Below are 18,241 nucleotides of genomic sequence, written 5' to 3' on the forward strand. Positions count from 1 at the left end.
CGGCCACGCGAACGCTGGACTTCTTACAGGGTGCGTACAGCCGGTCGCGCCGCGGCATTCCGCGAGGCCCTCTCTGGCTAGCGTGCCGGACATGCGCATACTCGTCACCGGCTCGGCCGGGTTCATCGGCTCTCATGTCGTCGAGGCACTGCACGAGCGTGGCCATGACACACGCCCGCTCGACCTGCGGTCCGATCAAGACGTACGTGACGAGTCGACGGTCGCACGCCACCTGAAAGGAGTAGAGGCGGTCTGCCATCAGGCGGCCAAGGTCGGCCTCGGCGTCGACGTCTCCGACCTCCCGGAGTACGCCTCGACGAACGTCTTGGGCACCGCCGTGCTGCTCGCCGGCATGGCACACGCGGGTGTGAACCGCCTCGTGCTGGCCTCCTCGATGGTGGTGTACGGCGAAGGCGCCTACGACTGCCTGGACCACGGCCGGGTCCGGCCCGGCCCCCGCGCCGCCGACGACCTCGCGGATGGCCGTTTCGAACCGCGCTGCCCGGCCTGCGCGGCGCCGCTGACCCCCGGCACCGTCGACGAGGATGCCCCGATGGACCCGCGCAACGCCTACGCCGACACCAAACTCGCCCAGGAGCACCTCGCGGCGTCGTGGGCGCGGGCGACCGGCGGATCCGTCGTGGCACTGCGCTACCACAACGTGTACGGGCCGCGGATGCCGCGCGACACCCCGTACGCGGGCGTCGCGGCGATCTTCCGTTCCCGCCTCGAACACAACGAGCGGCCGCTCGTCTTCGAGGACGGCGGCCAGGGGCGTGACTTCGTCCACGTCCGGGACGTCGCCCATGCCAACGTCCTGGCGCTGGAGTCCGAGCCCGATGCGGGTGAACGGCGCGCCTACAACATCGCCAGCGGCGAGCCGCACACCGTCGGGGAGATGGCGGCCGCGCTCGCCAAGGCCTACGGCGGCCCCGATCCGGTCGTGACCGGCGACTACCGGCTGGGCGACGTCCGGCACATCGTCGCCGCGCCCGACCGGGCCGCCGCAGAACTCGGCTTCCGCGCCTCGATCCGCTTCGAAGACGGCATCGCCGAGTTCGCCGGACGCGCCTGAGGAGTTCCACAGAACAACGTGTGCCTCACCATGGCGAGCGCGTAAGGGCCTCGATCACAAGGGCGATCACCGTCTGGGCGAGCAGCATCGTACGGGCCGGTGGCCGATGGACGGCCGTCACGGTCACGACCCACGCCGCATACGGAATCCAGATGCGCTCGACCTCACCAGTTGTGACGCCGGACAAGTCCAGAGCGAGCACCCCGGCGAGCGTGGCCGCAGCGAGCCACCCGAGTCTGTCCGAGCCAGAGCCTCCTCGCCCGCCCGGTGATGCGGTGAACACCAGACTAGCGGCACGCCCCAGCGCGGTCGGGAGGGCAGTCGCTACCGCCGGACCGACCAGAAGCGCCAAGACAGCAAAGTTGGCGACCAGAAAGTACCCGTACGGTCGCCTGGAGCCATGAGAGATGAGCCAGGCGGTATGTGTTCCAACCACTCCCTCCCACCAGGAGAACCCGGCGATGGTGAAGGCGATCGGAACGATTATGGATCCGGCCGCGAGCGCCATGGGAACCGGCCATGCCGGCCGCGTCAGGACGAGTACCACGAGCGGCAGCGCGAAGATCGGCAGCAGGCCATAACTCAGGTACGGCAGGGACCCCAGCAGCAGCCCGCCCGCGAACGCGACCGTCACACGCGTGGATGACCCGATACGCGCGCTCCGGTCGGCCATACCGCTCAGGAGCGAGCCCGACCCGGCGGCCGCGACGGCGACCAGCGCCACCGCCCACGCCGCCACCCCGAGAAAGAGGGCGTCCATACTGGTGGCGACCCACAGCGCGACCGGCGAGAGCACAAGGAACGGCACCGCCCGGCGCGCGACGTCCTCACCAGCGATCACCCGCACGGTGACCGCGATGGCAGCCGCCGCCGAACCCCCAACCGCTATCACCAACGCAGCCGCCCACGCCGGACCGGCCAGCCCCATCCACTGGATCGTCCACAGAACCAGCATGGGAAGCGGCGGATGCCCCTTCACGTGCGTGGGAAGCGCCTGCATCTCCGTGGTGAAACCGCGCAGCCAGTCCAGGGGATCATCACCCATCGCGGGCAGCTCGGCGAGGTACTCCGTCGGGGTGGTCAGCGGCCGGGAAATGCCATCGGGAAGCTGGAGCACCACCGCCCAGCCCACTGAACCCAACCACGCGACCGCCGGCAGCGGCCGCCATGCCAACCGCCGCGCCGTCACCGGCAGGACCGCGACCCCGACCAGTCCAAAGGCCACCGCTGGCAGCAAGGGACGGAGCAGTAACCGAGCCTGGGCATGCAGCGGCGGAAACTCATCCACCGGCATCGCCCCGGCCCGGCGCAGGAGTGCGCCTATCCCGAATGCGCCGACGATCAGCGCAGCCCAGCCGACGAGAGACAGCCAGCCCACCCATCCCGGTTTCCGCCGCACCGGTCCGCCGCCATTCTGCATTCGGCGTGGCCATCCCGGACGTTGACGGGCTCCTACCTTCCGACGGGTACGTGAAGGTGGCCCGTCGCCCCACTCCGAAGAGAGCTGAGACCGGTCGTACCTTGAGCCGGCGCCTGACCTCGCCGACCGAAAGCGGATCATTCCTTCACCGTAGGTGTGGCCAGGCAAGGTATTCGGCTACGCCGTCACTGTGAAGGTTGATTTCGACAACCAGGCGCGCGAACGACGATGACGAAGCGCGGAATCAGTCTTGCCAGCCTGGCGCATGCGCGGGATCCGGCTGGACCAGAAGGATGTACAGCGCGGGCAGGTGCACCAGAATGCGGTCCTCGCGGATATAGAGGTTCTTTGGCCGCTTGGGATCCCTCTTGGGCCCGGGTGGCCATCGCCGTGGGCACCCGGATCCGGGTCCGGGCGATCTCCCGCTTGGACTGAACACCCAGCGAGATCATGAGCTGTTCGTGGTCTTCGGCTGCAAAGTCGATCCGGCCAGCCGGCCTCGGGCATCCACAACTGCACGCCGTAATGCTCGAACAACGGCGCCATCAGGCTGAACTGATTACCGTAAAACGCGGCGTAGCGCCGCTATGTAGAGGGCGGCCGTGGGCTGGTGCCAATACGCCGGCGAGGATGGGGTACAGGTGTGGTCCGGGGTCCACAGCGGCGGGCTGGTGACGATGCAGTCCACCGAGCCGCCGTCCATCTCCTGAAGCACCTCGCGGGCGTCCCCGCGGTCACCTGGAAAACGTTCGATGATCGCGCGGCGGCCCGAGCCCGGTCAGGGGACCAAGGCCGCCGCGCTGTGGTCAGTTCGGTCTTGGCCTATTTCACATCTGAGGTGTCCATGGCGAAGCGGCCGATGGTCCACGCGATCGCGGGCACGTTCTCGTCCAGGACCCGGAGGTTGAGGTTGGCCACTCGGTCGCACGCCTGGTGATAGCAATGGTCGTACTGCTGTCCCGCCTGCCCGCCGAAGATCTTGGCCTCCTCGGGCGTCTTCAGCCCGATCGTGCCCATGTCCATCCCGCCGACCGCTATGCCGGCCGTCACGAACGGTGCCTGGTCTGAGCCGACGCCCGTCACCGGCTCGGTCTTGAACGGCAGGCCGGTGCGGGTGAAGTACTGCTCGAACACCTTCGTGACGGTCGCCGATCCCGGTGCCTCCGGCACGTTGCCATCAATGAGGAAGCGGGCGAAGTTGGGCGAGGCGATCAGCTCGAAATTCTCGTAGAGGTCGATGGCGGACTTCTCGGCGGACGACAGGTGCTCGATGTAGTAGTCGGAACCGACGTCGACCTGCTCTTCTGCTCCCCAGAATGCGAACCGCACCTTGTTACGCACCCGGTTCTGGAACGGGGCGAGCTGCTTGGCCGTCTCCATCAGGGCAGCCACGCTGCTCACGTTGTCGTTGATGCCCGGCCCCTCGGGCACGCTGTCCAGGTGGGCACCGGCCATCACGATGTGGTCGGCAGAGCCGCCGCGCGTCTCCGCGAAGAGGTTGACGGTCGTCTTGTCCGCGAAGTGCCCGCGGAGTTCGAGGTGGAAGGTGACGGGCTGCTGCGCGGCGTCGGCGCTCAGTTGTCCGGCCTGCTCAGGCGAGATGGTCGCCGAAGGGATCGTGAAGTCCGACGGGGTGAAGACGTGCAGCCGGTAAATGTTCTTGGGGTCCGGCACCGGCAGGTACAGCAGCATCGCCCGGCCACCCAGCCCGGCGATCACCTTCTGCTGGTTGGTGTACCCGCAGGAACTGCGCGGGGTGACCACGATCGCGCCCTGTACCGGGAGCCCGTCGTAGTCCGCGGCCGTGCACCCGCTCGTGCCGTCCGCCTTGACCGGCGCGAAGACCAGGGGAGCCGTGAAACCACCCTCGGGGGTGACCGGCGAGCCGTCCATCATCAGCGTCCGGATCGTACGAGCGTTCGGCGCGGTCTCCTGGCCAGACTCGGCGTCGAACATGAACTGCCGATAGGGCACCGTCTGGCTCTTCACCGTGTACCCGGCGTCGGTGAGCTGTTTGGTGACGTAACGCGCCGACGCCTCGAATCCCGGCGTGGCCGTCGCGCGCTGGCCGCCGTTCTCGTCGGCGATCCGTTCGAAGACTCGCAGGTGCTTGAGGGCCTTCTTCCCGGACGTGGTCTTGGCGAGGTGGTCGGCCAGCCAGAGATCGTCAGCCCGAGCTGGGCTGGCCGCGGTCAGCGAGCCGGTGATGGCCACTGCGGCAACGGCGGCGATTAGGGTCTTCATCGGACTCCTCAGGTCAGATGGCGGTGCACGGTATCGGCCATCGACGCAGCCGATAGGGCAGACAGAGTGCGTCACGACCGTGACTGATGATCAAGCCCGATTGCAGAAGCGCGACAAAGGCGGAGGATTCCTCCGACTGCCCCGGGCGATCGAGATCCCGGACAAGCCGGATTTCATGCGTTTCCCCGAGAGTGATGGGCACGGTCGGACCACGCCGCTGATCGGTGACGGTCACGAATCCCGGTCCGACCCGGTAGTGACACAACCCGTACCGGTAGGCCGAACGCCACGACGGATCCCCGGCCGGTGGGGGCAGGTGATACAAGAGCCGGGCATCGCAGCCGAGACCACCCGCGCTCTCCCAGACGACATTGATGTCATAGCTCGCCGCCTCCCGCAGGAAATGCAGGAAATGCAGGATTCCGTCGTCAGCGCCGACGGTCTCTCGTATCCGTACCTCCCGCACGCCGGCCTGCCACAGCAGGTCTCCGGTCACCGCGTCCAAGCCGGGCGCGTACGGGGTCCCGGTGACGAGCAGCACCGGGGCGGTCGTGCCGCCCGCGAGGCATTGCGGCAGGTCCGACGCGCTCACCTCGACGCGATCACCGATCGCGGCGCCCGGCTTCCGTACGGTGAGTGTGGTGTCCATGGCTCACCCCACCTCGGCGACGCGCAGCGGCCTGCAGTTGGTGGCCAGCGCGACGACCCGGTCGCCGTCCTCGAAGATCAGCCCCGCGCCGCGGAGTTCACCGATCCATTGCCGCAGTGTCTCCTCGCTCACCGCGAACCCCTCTGCCGCCAGCTCACGCGTGAGGGCCGCGATCGTGCGGGGCCGCTCCATCAGCCGATACGAGCGGGCCTGGGCCGGATCGCTCAGGACGTACTCACATCGGGGCCGGCCCGCGCGGCCCTCCTCGATCACCAGCCCGCCTTCGGTCTCCCGCCAGGTCAGCGTGCTGCCCGCATGGCCGCGCCGCCAGGCCACGATGGCGGCCCGAAGGCCGGACGCGACGTCCTCATCGATGCCCTGCGGCGGCGCCTCGAACTGATACGCCACGTCTTCGAGCTCCGATTCGGACAGGTCGTAGACGTGCTGGTACATCCGCGAGGGACGTCGCTCGGCAAAACCCCGCTCGGGTGACTGGAAGTGCGGGCTGAACCGCTCAATGAGGATGCGGACGGGGCCGCCCGGAGGCTGGAGATGCACCATCGCCGGTATCTGCTCGATGACCGGCCAGTAGTCACTTGCCCGCTCGTCGGGGAACCCGTACAGGTAGTTCCAGTCCACGGTGAGCTGATGCTCATCGGCCGCGCGGAGCAGGAACACGTTCTGCGTGCCATGCACGCCCTTGTCCATGAGCCGCAGCGCACGGGAGTTCAGGCTCTCGATGCCGGGCTGGATGTGCGTCACGCCCGCGTCCCGCAGCACGGCGAGCTGGTCCGGCTTGAGGTTGGCCTTGACCTCGTACCGGATCCGCAGGTCCCAACCGGACTCCTGAATCCGCGGCATGAGTTCGGTGAGGTACGCGACGTCGAGGATGTTGTCCACGGTGACGATGTCGAGCACGCCGTGGGTCTCCACCAGGTGGGTGATGTCGTCCCAGACTTGTGCGGCCGGCTTGGCGCGGAACTTCATCGTGGTGCCGTTCAGGCCGCAGAACGTGCAATGGTGCTTCTCGCCCCACCAGCAGCCGCGGGCCGCCTCGTACAGCAGCACCGGGCTCAGCCGTTCGGCGAATCTGCCGTTGCTGTAGGCCGACCACCAGGCCGTGAAGTCGGGGCGGGGCACCATGTCGATCGGCACCATGGCGGCGGGCGGTCCCGCGACGCTCTCGCCGTCGGGCCCCCGAGTGACCAGCCCCGGTACGCCGACCGGTGTGCGTCCCTCGCTCAGCGCGTCGAGCAGCGCGACGAAAGCGAGTTCGCCCTCGCCGCTCACGACATGGTCGATGAACGAGAAGTTGCGGTGCAGGGCCGCGCCCATCGGACCGTCGCAGTTGCCGCCCCCGAACACCACCTGGACGTCGGGGCGCAGCTGTTTGACGCGCCTGGCGACCGCGAGCGAAGAGACGTTCTGTTGGAACGTCGTGGTGAAGCCCACGAGGTCCGGCCGCTCTTCCAGGATCTCTCGGGCGGCCAGCTCGACGAAGTCGGCGGCGTGCTCGCGCATGCGCAGCGAGGCGCCGGGATCGAGGTTCCGTGCCTCCAGATAGGCACGGTACGTGTCCACGCGCCAGGCCGGATCGTCGTACAGCGCCCCGGCGAAGATCCACTCGCCCATCGCGTGCCAGACACCGCGGTCGGAGACGTAGGAGTACTCGGCCTCGGCGATCTGACCGCCGGAGACGTCGAGGAGGTATTCGGCCCAACGCAGGTTGCCGTAGTAGTCGATGACGGTATGCCGGTCGCGGCAGGCGCCGACACGGGCGCGCAGTAACCCGATGGGCAGGCACGGCGTTTCGAGCAGGTGCCAGGGCATCGAAACGAGGCAGATACGCATGAGGGCCTCCTGGGTTGGCTGAAGGGAGCCCCTGTACCCCGGGCACCAGGCTGCGGGGCACAGGGGCGATCACTGGGTTCAGTGCACGTAACGCATTGCACACCTCCTTTGCGTGTCAGGTGATGCGGGCCTCGAACCGAGATGGCCCGCGGAGGGTCAGGTTGCGCCGGTAGACCGGTGCCGTGACGGCACTGATCTGACTGCACTCGGCCGCGAGGATCTCGAAGACGACGCCTGCCTGGAGCGTCGCGAGAGATTGTCCGAGGCACGAGTGCGCGCCCCTGCCGAAGCCGAGATGCGGGTTCGGGTCACGCCCGAAGTCCAATGCGTCCGGGTCGGGGAAGCGCGCCGGGTCCCGGTTGGCCGCGCCCAACAGCATTGTGACCGCCTCGCCACGGCGGATGACCGTCCCGCCGATCGAGGTCTCCTCGACGCAGGCCCGGCCGTCGGCCTGCACCGGCGCGTTGTAGCGGACCAGTTCCTCGACCGCCGTCGGCGTCTCGGCCGCCGCGAACCGGCAGAGCGCGTCCGGTACCGCCGCCATCGTGGCAAGGGCATTGGCGAGCAGCCGCCCGGCCGACTCGAACCCCGCGTGAAGCACCGCGCGGAGCGTGTTGAGCAGGACCGGCCGCTCGATTCCCGAGTCCGCGCCGTGAGCCGCCACGTAGCCGACCAGACCGGCGTCCGCCGGATCGGCGAGCCAGCTTTCGGCGAGCTCGGCGAGCCGTGCGCGCGCCGCCACCGCCGGCTCGTGCGTCTCCGGCCACAACCCGGCGTCCATGCCGTCGACGATCGCCTGGGAAGTCGGCAGGAACCACTCGGGATCCGGTCGCGCGATGCCGAGCACCGCGACGATGGTGTCCAGGGCGATCGGGGCGGCGAACTCGGTGACGGCGTCGAACGAGTCCTGCCGCCTTACCGCCGCGAGCCGGTCGCGGACCAGGTCGGTGATCATCTTCTGAAGCGCCGAATAGTCGAGGGTACGGACGGCGCTCACCATGAAGTGGCGGATCAGCGTGTGCTCGGGTGGATCGAGCGACTGTATGCTGAGCAGCGGAGTCGGGATCTGCTCTCCCGTACGGCGCCAGTCCGACGCGAACGCCCGCGAGTTCCGCAGAACGGCCGCGCAGTCCTCGTAGCGCGTCAGAACCCAGGAGTCGATCGCCTCGCTCCAGTACACGGCTTCGGCCTCCCGCATCCGGGCGTACGCGGGATACGGATCGCGGAGTGTCTCCGGCTCGGCTAACGCGAGGATCCGGTCGGTCGACGGGGCTTCAGACATCGGAGCGACCTCCTGAGGACATTACGCGGCCCTGTCTGGCCGAGCTTCGATCAGGCAGAAACCGGAGGGCGCGGTCAACGTCTGTTCCACCGAGAATCCGGCCTGTCGAAGCAGTGCCTCATGCTCCTCGACGGAACGGCTCTGCCCCCCGAGGAGCACGAGCATGGCCAGGTCCCGGACCGCCGCTTCCAGCGCATCGTCGATCTTCAGCGCGTGCTCGATGAGAAGTAACCGTCCGCGTTCGCCGACCGAGGCCCGGCAGTTGCGCAGGATCCGCAGCGCCGATTCGTCGTTCCAGTTATGGATGACCGACTTGATGACGTAGATGTCGGCGCCTCGGGGGACCTCGGCCAGGAAGTCGCCCGCGGCGAGTTCGCACCGGTCCGCGACACCGCGATCCTTCATCGTCTGCCGCGCGACGGCGAGGACGGCGGGCTGCTCGAACACGATGCCGCACAGCTTCGGGTAGCGCACCAGGAGCTCGGCCAGCAGGGTGCCATCGCCCGCGCCCAGGTCGGCGACCACGCCGTCATCCGGGAAGTCGTACAGGCCGAGGATCTCCTCCAGGAAACGCTCGGTGTTCAACCGCATGGTGCGCGCGAATGACACCGCGGCGTCGTCGTCGCTATCGAAGTGGTGCCACAGATCACAGCCGTACCGGTGCTCGAAGGCGGAGTCGCCGGTCCGCAGCGCGAAGTCCAGTTCGGACCAGGCTTCGTAGTACTCCATGCCCGCCATCAGCGCGTGGCCGTAGAAGCTGCCGGTGTCACGGCGGAGCGGCTCCATCAGCGCCGTGCCGCGATACGCGTTCTCCCCGGCCGACTCGACGAGTCCGAGCCCTTCCAGCGCCCGCATGTACCGCCGCAGCGTCGGGACGCCGATCCCCGTCAGCCCGCTGAGCGCGGCGTCGGTGAGCGTCCGGTCCGCGAGATGGTCAGGGATCCGGAAACGGACCGCCGACGCCACCAACTGGGTACGGATATGACCGTCCACCAGGATGTTGAGCTGCTCGAACACGCCCATCAGAGCGGCGTCCGCCGCACCCGCTCGGTAAGCGTGTGCCCGTCACGCACGCGGAGCTCGCCGTAACCGGGATTGAAAGCGCAGGGATCAATCGGATTGACGACGTCAACGGTCGCGGCCACGTTGCCTCCACGTTGAACTCGCACTAGTGTCCGGCGTGCATTCATCCAGATGTCTGGATTATTACACGAACAGGCCTAAGCACAGTTTCATCCCGGTTTCACCTGCGTTTTGGCCGCCATCGGCCTCTCGTACAGGATTGACGTCTCAGGCAGCGCCTTCCATGCCTCCTTAGTCATCGGCCGGTGTCTCCGGCGCGTCGGCAACTGCTACCGTGTGCCGCTCGAATATTGAGTTATGGAGCCTGATCTGGGGTTATGCGGCGCGGTGGTATTCGTTGATCACGCCGGTAACGACGGCTTTTCGCCGGATGGGTCGTAGGTCGGTGAGCTCGACTGCGCGCGGGGTCGGCCTGGTTTCGGTGTCCGGTGGTCGCTGTCGCCGAGACTGGTGCGGGCGGTGGAGGTTGTAGTGGATCAGGTACTCGCGGAGCACCCAGGCCAGATGCCGTTCGCCGAGAAGACGAAGGGAAGGTCGGCAGTAAGGATCACGGGCCCCGGGGTCCAGTCACTCCTCGGACACACAGTTTGTCCATGTCCGGTTGTTTCCGGGCACGACAGAGCGCCATCATGTGCCTGGCCTTCGGCTGGGCACCAAGCATGGGTACCGCTTAGGTTCCTCAGCTGCACGCTGACACGCGTCCGTAGAAAGCGAACCGCAGCCCGCCTCCGCCTGGCTTCGCCACCGAGCACTGCCGCGAGTGCCCCCAGGCCAGCAGCGTTTCGCGAACAGCGCCGGTCAGGCAGTCCGGATCGCGGTGTGCAGCCATCCTGCGGCGGGCAGCCGTACGACGTCGGTGTCAGCGAAGGGGCGGAGAGCGGCCGCAATGGCGGTGTGGGCCCGGCTCAGCGCCTCGTCACCGGCGCCTCGGACGAAGGCGCGCAGGTTGCCGTTGAGCAGGAGGGCGGCGGCGTCGGGTGCGGTCGCATGGATCGTGCTGGCGAAGTCGAACGGTACGGCTGTCTGGCTTCGGAATCCTGCTGTGGTCAGGATGTCGCGTACCTGGTCGGGGTCGGTGAAGGCGGCCACGCCGGGGGCCTGGGCGGCCAGGTCCGGGGTGATGCCGGCGCCCAGCAACGCCTCGAAGACGGGGTTGTGCTGGGAACTGCCGTGGCAGACGAACACCAGGCGGCCGCCTGGTTCGAGCGCGCGGCCTATGTTGGCGAACGCGGCGACAGGATCGGCGAAGAACATCACGCCGGCCCGGCTGATGGCCACGTTGAAGGTCTCGGCCGGGAACCGGTGTATCTGGGCGTCGCCGAGCACGAAGGTCGCGTTGGGCAGGTTCTCCTCGGCCGTGCGGCGTCGTGCCAGGTCCAGCATCGGCTTTGAGATGTCGATGCCGGTCGCGTGGCCACGGTCGGCGCGGTGGGCGGCCAGGCGGGTGGTCTGGCCGGTGCCGCAGCCGATGTCGAGGATCCGGTCATCCGCTGTGATGGCGGCCGCGGCGAACAGGCGCTCGGTGAATCCGCCTGCCATCGTGTCGTAGCGGTCGGCGTTGTGGACCCAGTGGGCGGCGTCCTCGCCGTTCCACTGCTCGGCCTGGTCGGCGTTCGGGGCGGTGGAGGTCACTGGGACACCTCCTCGGTCAGCTTGTCGGCGAAGTGGCGGCGGCAGCCGGGGCTGCAGAAGCCGTAGGTCGTACCGTCGTGTTCAAGGGTGGCCACCATGTCGCTGGCGACCATGCCGCACACCGGGTCGAGGAGCATATTCGGATCGTCCGGGAGTGGGGTGTCGGTCTTGGCGTCGCTGATCATCTCTATGAGAGCCGATTCGCCGACGACCCGGCCGAACACCCCGTATCCGCCCTCCGATACGCCGATGACGTGCACCTCGACGCACGGCTCGCGATAGCACCGCTCAGGTTCGGGGTCGGTCTGCGAGAGCGCTCGGGTGATGCTCGCTATGAGGAATGCGCTTATCGCCTTGCGCCAGGGGCCGGGCACGTGGACGCGCGCCACGTAGCGCGGTGGCTCGGCCGGACCCAGCGGACGCCCGTCGACGATCCAGGTGCCGATCTCGTGTACGACGACATGGTTGATCGAGTCCAGGAAGTCCAGCACTCCGGGATTGGCGCTGGACGCCTCGCTGGCGCCGATCACGTCACGGATGGCGTCCACGTGGGTCAGCAGTTGCTTCATGGTGAGCCGCTCGGCAAGCCGTCGCAGCTGTGCGGCGTTGTACGTCCCGCGTGGGACGAACAGCTCAAGGAACATCATCTTCGAAGCCTCCATGGTCTCGGCTGAGTCGACGCTGGTCGGGCGCGTCGAACGGGCTGAGACCACACCATGGCCCGGTGGTCTGTCAGATGACTCTCAACCGAGTCTCAGCCGACTGCCGCGAGACTGCTGGGCGACGGTCAGCGCACCAGTCGACCGGCGATGGCGGCGAGTGCGTCGTCACGGCCGAGGCGCCGTCCACGGTCGTAGGCGGCCTGGTATGCGTCCGGGTCGAGCGTGGTTCGCAGCTCGTGGCTGAGCCTGCGGACGTCCAGGTTGCTTGTGGCCGGGGCACCACGCAACGCATGGGCCGCACCGAGCACGCAGGCGGCGTCCTTGGCGGCTCCGCGTCGCAGGGTGAGTTCCGCCACGCCCACCGCGACCTCCGCCACCATCGGCATGTCCGGCATCGAGGAGGCCAGCGTGAGCGCCTCCCGCAGGTGAAGGCCGGCGGTATGGAGATCGTCACCGGCCACGGCCAGCCGTCCTTGGCCCAACCGCAGCAACGCGTCGTTGAAGCCACCGTCGCCCAGGTGTCCGGCGGCCAGGTCGATCTGGGTCGTGGCTTCGGCCAGCTCACCGCGGTGCCGAGCCAGATCAGCCAGAGAGAGCCGGGCCAGCGCCTCGATGAGGCTCGGTACTCCCTCGTTGAGGACCGTCTGCAGTTCGGCGTGCGCCGCCGCCGACTGTCCGATCTGGGCATGCAGCATGGCCAGCCAGGTGCGCTGAAAATGATCGGTGCCGCCCAGGTCCCGGATTAGCGTGATCGACTCCTCCAGCGCCGAGACGGCCGCGTGGACATCGTCGGCCATGCCTTCGGCGAGCCCGAGATAAGTCAGCGAAGTGGCCAGCCCCCAGCGTTCCCCGGCGTGGCGAAAGGCCGCCGCTGCTGCCGCCAGGTCCCCCCGCATCGTCGCCGTGTCTCCGCCGGCGCCGGTCAGCATCGCGCGGGCAAGAGCCAGCATTCCTCGTTGCCAGGGATCCAGCGGCGGCTGTTGCCGGTCGATCGCGGTGAGGCCGGCGCGAACGTCGTTGTCGATCAGCGCCAGCAGTGCCGCCGCCAGCGTCGCCATCGGTTCGCCGGCAACACTCTCCGAGAACTCGACGACCGCTTCAGCCACTGAAGTGACCGCACCCATGTCCGGTGCGCGCCCGGCGAGCACCGCGTGGAACAGGTACTGCGCCGCCACCTCGATGCTCGCCGCCGCCGGCGCCGTCCCTCGGACGGTCAGCGTGGCGTGCAATCGCTCCGCAGCCCCGGCGTGGCCGTCCCGGATCGCCCAGAACAGGCCGAGCCCGGCGCCCAACCTCCTGGCCGTGGCGGCATCCCCCATATCCGCCGCGAAGTCCAGAGCGGCGAGCAGGTTGTCCTGTTCCGCCGCCAACATGTCGAGCCAGCGCAGCTGGCCGGCACCGCGCAGGTGGGGCGACGCGCGCTCGGCAAGCTCGAGAAAGCAGGCCGCATGCGCGGCGCGCACCGAGTCGGCCAGACCGCTGTCGGCGAGCCGTTCCAGGCCGTATTCGCGGATCGTGGCCAGCATCCGGTACCGCTCGCCCACCAGGTGCAGCAGCGACTTGTCCACCAGCGTGTCCAGCGTCTCCCACGCGACGCCCACATCACCGGCGGCCTCGGCGGTGAACGAGGACGGGAACACCGCCAGCCGAGCCGCCTGCTCACGCTCCGCGCCGGTCAGCAGATCCCAACTCCAGGCCACCACCGCCCGCAGGGTCCGATGCCGTTTCGACGCCGTACTCGCCCCTGAGGTCAACACCGTGAAGCGGTCGTCGAGACGGGCCGTGAGCTGCCCGAGCGTCATCACTCGCAACCGGGCGGCGGCCAACTCGATCGCCAGCGGCAGCCCGTCCAATCGCCGGCACACCTCGGCCACTTCGACCGCCGCATCCTCGGTGACCACAAAGTCGGGACATACCGCGACCGCCCGATCGGCGAACAGCCGTACCGCCGGGCTCTCCGCGGCTGGGGCGCCCGGCGCCGGCAGCGGCAGCGGCGCTACCGGGCACAGCCGCTCGCCGGCGACACCGAGGGGTTCGCGGCTGGTGGCCAGCACCCGCAGACGGCGGCACCGGGCGAGCAGCTCATCAACCAGGCCCGCGGCGGCCTCAACCACATGCTCGCAGTTGTCCAGCACAAGCAGTGCCTCGCTGTGCGCCAGCACCTCGATCAGGCGGCGCATCGGATCACGCGACCCGGCCGAAGCATCCGGCATACCGACCTCGCGTGGCCCCAACGCGGCGAGCACGGCGCGCGCGACGTCACCGGCGGCGGCCACCGGCGCCAGTTCCACCAGCCATACCCCGCCATCGACACGGTCCGTGATCCCGTCCGCGAAAACGGTCGCCAACCGTGTCTTGCCCACGCCTCCCGGGCCGACCAGGGTTACCAGGCGGCCTTCTCGCAGCCGCGCATGAATCCGCGTCAACTCCTCAGCGCGCCCGATGAAATTCGTCAGCGGTGCGCGCAGGTTGTCCTTCGGCCGACCCCTCTCGGGCCGGTCACCGCGCAGCACGGTCAGGTGCGCTTGCCGCAGCTCCGTCCCGGGGTCAGAACCCAGTTCGTCGGCCAGCCGACGCCGGATACTCTCGTACGCGGCCAACGCCTCCGCAGGCCGGCCATCGACGCTCAGCGCCCGTATCAGCAAGGCGCACAGCCGCTCGCGCAACGGATACGTCGCAGTCAACTCGGTCAACTCGGCCACCAAGGACGACGCCGGCTCCCGCCCCAGATCAGCCTCCGCCCGATCCTCAACCGCGGTCAGCCACAGCTCCCGCAGCCGGACGCCGGCCGCCACCGCGTAGGGCGCGTCGATCACGTCGATCAGCGGCTCGCCCCGCCACAGCGCCAGTGCCTCCCCCAACCGGTGCCGCGCCAGTTCGGCCTCGCCCGCCCGAAGCGCACGCCTGCCTTCATCGGCCAGCCGCTCGAACAGACAGGCATCCACGGCGTCCGGAGGTAGGTCAAGCTGATACCAGCCACTCCCGGACCGTACGATCTGCCCGTTCGGAAGCGCCTGCCGCAGGCGCCACACCAGCGATTGCAACGCTGCCGCGGGATTGGCCGGAGCCACCTCCGGCCATACCGCGTCCGCCAAGGAGTCCGCGGTGACCGGATGTCCGACGTTCACCGCGAGCCGGATCAACAGTGCTCTCAGCCGTCCGCCGCCGATATCCACCATCTCGTGGCCGTCGGCCACCTCCAGCGGCCCGAGCATCGACACCCGCATACCAACACTCTGCCACGGGCGATGACCCGAAGATCAGCAGCGTTCGTATCAGAGTTGGCCACGCACACGGCCCCGGCGAGCGGGGAAGGGCTTCTTGAACACACGCGACGGTGTGCTTGCCGAAAATCTCATCCACGCAGCTCAGGCGGCCCGTTCGGACGCCGCAGCGGCTATGCGTTCAGCGATGCTGTCGGCGGGGTTCTCGCCGCCCGGATGGCCGGGTAGAGGCCGGCGACCGCTCCGATCAGGAGCGTCGCGCCGATACCGGCGGCGAACACGGCGGGCGGCACCGCGATGGGCCAGCCGTTCATCCTGGCGAACACCGCGACGGCTCCGAACCCGATGGCCGCTCCGGCCACGCCGCCGAGCGCGGACAGCAGCAGTGCCTCGACGAGGAACTGGATCCGGATGTGTCCCCGTGTGGCGCCGAGGGATCGCCGGAGCCCGATCTCGTGGCGGCGTTCGAGTACGGAGATGACCATTGTGTTGGCGACGCCGATGCCTCCGACGAGCAGCGCGACGGAGCCCAGTCCGACGAGCAGGCCGGTGAACGTGAGGTTTGCGGCGTTCTTGGCCGCCAGGGCGTCGGAAGGTCGTGAGACGTCCACGTTCTCGGGGTTCTGCGGGTTGACGGTACGGGGCAGGAGGGCGCGTACCGACCCGACGTCCGCGTCGGCCGAGCGTTCGTAGATGGTGGTCGGCTTGCCATCCCAGCCGAACCGGGCCGTGGCGTACGCCTCGCCGATGAGCGCGGAGCTGTCCAGGTCTGGTGCGAGGGGAAGGGCGTCGAGGATGCCGATGACCGTGAACTGGGTGTCGCCGAGCCAGATCTGGCTCCCCGGGCTCACGATGCCGAGGCGGTCGGCGGCGATGCCGCCGAGTACGACGGTGGGGTAGTTCGCAGTGGCCTTGGTGAGCCAGGTTCCCTCCCGTAGCCGGCCGCCCAGGAGGTCGAGAAGGTCGAGGTCGGTGGCTCGCACATCGATGCCGCCGGTGTTGTTCGGGTCGATGAGCCGGCTCCGGTACACGTCCACGTCCTTCAGACTGGCGACCGCGCCGACCTTGGTGACCCTGCTGATCAGCCCGATCTTCCCCGGGGAGTCGGCCGGCAGGGTGGTGTCCTGGCCGTCGATGGACGTACCCGGCTTGATGGTCAGCAGGTTCGTGCCGAGCACGGCCAACTGGTCGTTGAGCCTGGCCCGGCTCGAGGTGGAGATGCCCACGACCGCGATCATCGCCGCGATGCCGATCGCGATGCCGAGCGCGGACAGGATGACCCGGGTGGGGCGTGCTCTCAGCCCTGCCGCGCCCACGCGGTACACGTCGGGGTAGAGCAGACGCGACCGGCGCGCGTGGGCCCGCTCGCCGTGGCTCATCCCGTCACTTCTCGGTCGTCGGCGACGATTTGGCCGTCGCGCACGCTGATCCGCCTCGGTATCCGTTCGGCGAGCCGCACGTCATGCGTGATCACGATGATGGTGGTGCCCGTCTCGTTGAGCTCCTGCAGCAGTTCCATCACACCCGCGCCGGAGCGCTGGTCGAGGTTGCCGGTGGGTTCGTCCGCCAGCAACAGCGCCGGGTCGGACACGGTCGCCCGGGCGATGGCGACGCGCTGGCGTTCACCGCCGGACAGTTGGTTGGGATTGTGGTGGAGGCGGCCCGCCAGGCCGACGCGGGTCAGGCTCGCCACGGCCCGGCGCCGCCGTTCGGCACGTGGGGTTCCGGTGTAGAGGAGACCGTCCGCGACGTTGTCGACCGCACTGACCCCGGATGCGAGGTGGAACTGCTGGAAGACGAACCCGATGCGGTACGCGCGCAGCGCCGACAGCGCCGCGTCGCTCATCGCGCCGACGTCGAGACCGTCGACGAGCGCGCGTCCGCTCGTCGGGCGGTCCAGCGTGCCGATGATGTTGAGCAGGCTCGACTTACCCGAGCCGCTGGGGCCGACGATGGCGGCGAACTCGCCCGGTGCGACCGACAATGAGACGTGGTCGACGGCTCGAACCGGTGGGTTGCCGTGGTCGCGGACTACCCGGTCGAGTTCGATGACGGAATCGTTCACAGCGCCGGTACCACGACTTTCTGGCCCGCGGCGAGCCGGTCGCCGGTCACTTCCACGAAGCCGCCGGCGAACAGCCCGGCCTCGACCTTGATCGTCTCGGTCCTGGCCGCGTCCCGGACCACCTCCACGCCGTACCCGCCGTCCGGCAGAGCGATGAGAGCCGAGACCGGCACCGTCAGGACGTTCTTGCGGCTGGCGGTGGGGAAGTCGACCAGCACCGAGACCTGTTGCAGGGCACCCGCGTCCGACAGATGGTCGAGGGTGATCGTCACCGGAACGACGACGGTCTTCTGGCCGCTCTGGTCGACCTGCTCGGGCGCGCCGACCCCGGAGATGGTGCCGGTCGTCGTCTTGCCGGAGGGCAGATCGACGGTCACGTCACCGCCCACCTTGGCCACGGCCTGGTTCGCGCTCTTGAGCTGGGCGGAAACGACCTTGCGGAGGCTCGACAGTTTCAGCACGGCCATACCCGCCGCGACCCGGTCGCCGAGGTGTGCCACGGTCTGCGCGACGCGCACGTCGCCGGAGGCGAAAACGACCTGTCCGAGCTGGATCGTCCCGGTCTCCTCCCACCTTGCAGGCGCCTTGCCATCGCCGGATCGCGGCCTTCGTCGCCGCGTCGAAGTGAGCGTCGGGCGCACCGGTGAAGTAGCCGAGCGTGGCGAGGCGCTGCTCCAGCTGCCGTATGTCCGGCCCGTCGGACATCCCGCTCTTCAGCGTCCGCCACATCGGGGTGTGTCTGGTAGTCGGCCTCCCGTAGGTGGGGGACTATGGCCTGCGCGGTGCAGTGGAGGCGTTTGACGCTGTAGGCCATGGTCAGCGGGTCGCCCGCGCGTACGGGGGTGGTGGTGAGTTGGAAGACTTTCGCGCCCTTGGCCGTCAACTGCGCGTAGGTCTGGTCCAAGCGGTACAGCGCGATGTCGGTGCCGGTCATCGTCGCGTACTCCAGCCGGCTGGCGTGGGCGGTGGTCTGGGGGTAGCCCTGCGGGCCGGCGATCGGCACCTGCTGGTCGGCGGGCTGGTCCACCAGCGCCTTTCCGGGCGCGGGCCGCTG

Annotated in this window: 15 protein-coding genes; 1 reads left to right on the forward strand and 14 read right to left on the reverse strand. The window is 68.8% G+C overall.

Going from position 1 to position 18,241, the window contains the following annotated elements:
• The first annotated feature begins 91 nt into the window (after nt 1-91).
• The gene (locus tag AB0I04_RS42850) at nt 92-1,075 is read left to right on the forward strand and encodes an NAD-dependent epimerase/dehydratase family protein (RefSeq protein WP_360898339.1); all 984 of its coding nucleotides are present in this window, start codon (nt 92-94) and stop codon (nt 1,073-1,075) included.
• Between the two features lie 25 nt (nt 1,076-1,100).
• Here the strand turns inward: AB0I04_RS42850 and AB0I04_RS42855 are convergent, their stop codons facing one another.
• From AB0I04_RS42855 to AB0I04_RS42920, 14 genes are all read right to left on the reverse strand, one after another.
• On the reverse strand, nt 1,101-2,495 hold the full coding sequence (locus tag AB0I04_RS42855; RefSeq protein ID WP_360898341.1) for a hypothetical protein: 1,395 nt from the start codon (nt 2,493-2,495) through the stop codon (nt 1,101-1,103).
• A gap of 822 nt (nt 2,496-3,317) precedes the next feature.
• Nucleotides 3,318-4,739, reverse strand: a complete 1,422-nt coding sequence (locus tag AB0I04_RS42860) for a M20/M25/M40 family metallo-hydrolase (protein WP_360898343.1) — start codon at nt 4,737-4,739, stop codon at nt 3,318-3,320.
• Between the two features lie 13 nt (nt 4,740-4,752).
• Nucleotides 4,753-5,388: a DUF5825 family protein gene (locus AB0I04_RS42865; RefSeq protein WP_360898345.1), complete on the reverse strand. Its 636-nt coding sequence runs from the start codon at nt 5,386-5,388 to the stop codon at nt 4,753-4,755.
• A 3-nt stretch (nt 5,389-5,391) separates the two neighbouring features.
• On the reverse strand, nt 5,392-7,239 hold the full coding sequence (locus AB0I04_RS42870; RefSeq protein ID WP_360898347.1) for a RiPP maturation radical SAM C-methyltransferase: 1,848 nt from the start codon (nt 7,237-7,239) through the stop codon (nt 5,392-5,394).
• Nucleotides 7,240-7,354: 115 nt separating this feature from the next.
• Nucleotides 7,355-8,521 carry a cytochrome P450 gene (locus AB0I04_RS42875; RefSeq protein ID WP_360898349.1) on the reverse strand — a complete coding sequence of 389 codons (1,167 nt, stop codon included), beginning with the start codon at nt 8,519-8,521 and terminating at the stop codon, nt 7,355-7,357.
• A gap of 21 nt (nt 8,522-8,542) precedes the next feature.
• A complete protein-coding gene (locus AB0I04_RS42880; protein WP_360898351.1) occupies nt 8,543-9,544 on the reverse strand; it encodes a methyltransferase in 1,002 nt (333 codons plus the stop codon).
• Entirely contained in the window at nt 9,544-9,666 is a 123-nt protein-coding gene (locus AB0I04_RS42885) for a hypothetical protein (RefSeq protein ID WP_360898353.1), read from the reverse strand. The genes AB0I04_RS42880 and AB0I04_RS42885 overlap by 1 nt, the downstream gene beginning before the upstream one ends.
• Nucleotides 9,667-10,402: 736 nt before the next feature.
• Entirely contained in the window at nt 10,403-11,236 is an 834-nt protein-coding gene (locus tag AB0I04_RS42890) for a class I SAM-dependent methyltransferase (RefSeq protein ID WP_360898355.1), read from the reverse strand.
• On the reverse strand, nt 11,233-11,883 hold the full coding sequence (locus tag AB0I04_RS42895; protein ID WP_360898357.1) for a YHS domain protein: 651 nt from the start codon (nt 11,881-11,883) through the stop codon (nt 11,233-11,235). The genes AB0I04_RS42890 and AB0I04_RS42895 overlap by 4 nt, the downstream gene beginning before the upstream one ends.
• 140 nt (nt 11,884-12,023) lie before the next feature.
• A complete protein-coding gene (locus AB0I04_RS42900; RefSeq protein ID WP_360898358.1) occupies nt 12,024-15,125 on the reverse strand; it encodes a BTAD domain-containing putative transcriptional regulator in 3,102 nt (1,033 codons plus the stop codon).
• A 170-nt stretch (nt 15,126-15,295) separates the two neighbouring features.
• Nucleotides 15,296-16,501 (reverse strand): ABC transporter permease, encoded by a 1,206-nt coding sequence (locus AB0I04_RS42905; protein ID WP_360898359.1) that lies wholly within the window; start codon nt 16,499-16,501, stop codon nt 15,296-15,298.
• A complete protein-coding gene (locus AB0I04_RS42910; protein ID WP_360898361.1) occupies nt 16,498-17,187 on the reverse strand; it encodes an ABC transporter ATP-binding protein in 690 nt (229 codons plus the stop codon). The genes AB0I04_RS42905 and AB0I04_RS42910 overlap by 4 nt, the downstream gene beginning before the upstream one ends.
• Nucleotides 17,184-17,648, reverse strand: a complete 465-nt coding sequence (locus AB0I04_RS42915; protein ID WP_360898413.1) for a hypothetical protein — start codon at nt 17,646-17,648, stop codon at nt 17,184-17,186. The genes AB0I04_RS42910 and AB0I04_RS42915 overlap by 4 nt, the downstream gene beginning before the upstream one ends.
• Complete coding sequence (locus AB0I04_RS42920) at nt 17,566-17,916, reverse strand: peptidoglycan-binding domain-containing protein (protein ID WP_360898363.1); 351 nt, start codon at nt 17,914-17,916, stop codon at nt 17,566-17,568. The genes AB0I04_RS42915 and AB0I04_RS42920 overlap by 83 nt, the downstream gene beginning before the upstream one ends.
• Nucleotides 17,917-18,241: the final 325 nt, after the last annotated feature.

Origin of the sequence: Actinoallomurus sp. NPDC050550 (assembly GCF_040655075.1) — a bacterium.
Classification (GTDB): Bacteria; Actinomycetota; Actinomycetes; order Streptosporangiales; family Streptosporangiaceae; genus Actinoallomurus.